Here is a 778-nt window from a genome sequence, read left to right on the forward strand (position 1 = left end):
CGGCACGCTCGAGGATCCGGACGTCGTGCTGACCCGCACGCCGCTGGAGCTCGACGAGCGCGGGTTCAAGAAGCTCAACAAGCTGCTCGCCAAGACCCACGAGCAAACTCTGGCGATCGCCGCCGAGAGCGCCGCCCGCCAGGCCGAGGAGGTCTTCCCGACCGAACTCGGCATGCTGCACTTCAAGCGCGGCTGAGCGACGAAGCAACAAGCGCGTGGACTCAGGCGGGCGGCCGGCGGGCCGACTCGACAGCGTCAAGCAGCGCGCGAGGTGAGCTGGGCTTGGGCTGCGCAGACGTTGAATGGTGCCCGTCGGCCGGGGAGCGCCGGCGCACGGCCGGCGCTCCGCAATTGCGAGTGTGTCTAGGGTGTCGCCGCGCGGATGGAGCCGAACAGGCCGTTTGCCTCGTCGTTGGGTCCGGCGGTGAAGAACAGCGTGTCGGTGGGGCCGTTGTTGGCCGCTCCTTGGCCGAACTCGAGTGCCCAGAGGCCGTCGATGGCCAGTGCGCCGCCCGTGCTGGAACGTAGTTGCCCGGCCGGGGTGAAGTGCCCGTGGAAGCGGTTGTGATACGCGGAGACGTGGCCGTCTCCGAAGTTGCCGACGAGCAGATCGCCGGCGAAGCGCCCGAAGCTCGCCGGTGCCTGGGCGAGGCCCCATGGGGCGTTCAGGTGACCGAACTGGGCGACGCGGGCGCGGAGTCGGCCGGCGGTGTCGAACGCATCGACGATGCCCAGGCCGCGGCCATGGGCCTCGTCGTCGCTGCCGGCTTGCTGCTTG

At 70.2% G+C, this 778-nt stretch carries 2 protein-coding genes; one reads left to right on the top strand and one right to left on the bottom strand.

Going from position 1 to position 778, the window contains the following annotated elements; translation table 11 throughout:
* Positions 1-196: hypothetical protein (locus OM076_RS44530; protein ID WP_270046764.1), on the top strand; the 196-nt coding region annotated here is incomplete at its 5' end.
* Positions 197-363: 167 nt separating this feature from the next.
* On the opposite strand, the gene OM076_RS44535 is transcribed toward OM076_RS44530, so the two are convergent.
* Positions 364-778, bottom strand: a 415-nt coding sequence (locus OM076_RS44535) for a TIGR03118 family protein (RefSeq protein WP_270046766.1), incomplete at its 5' end; no start/stop codon positions are given.

It is taken from the genome of Solirubrobacter ginsenosidimutans, from assembly GCF_027587205.1.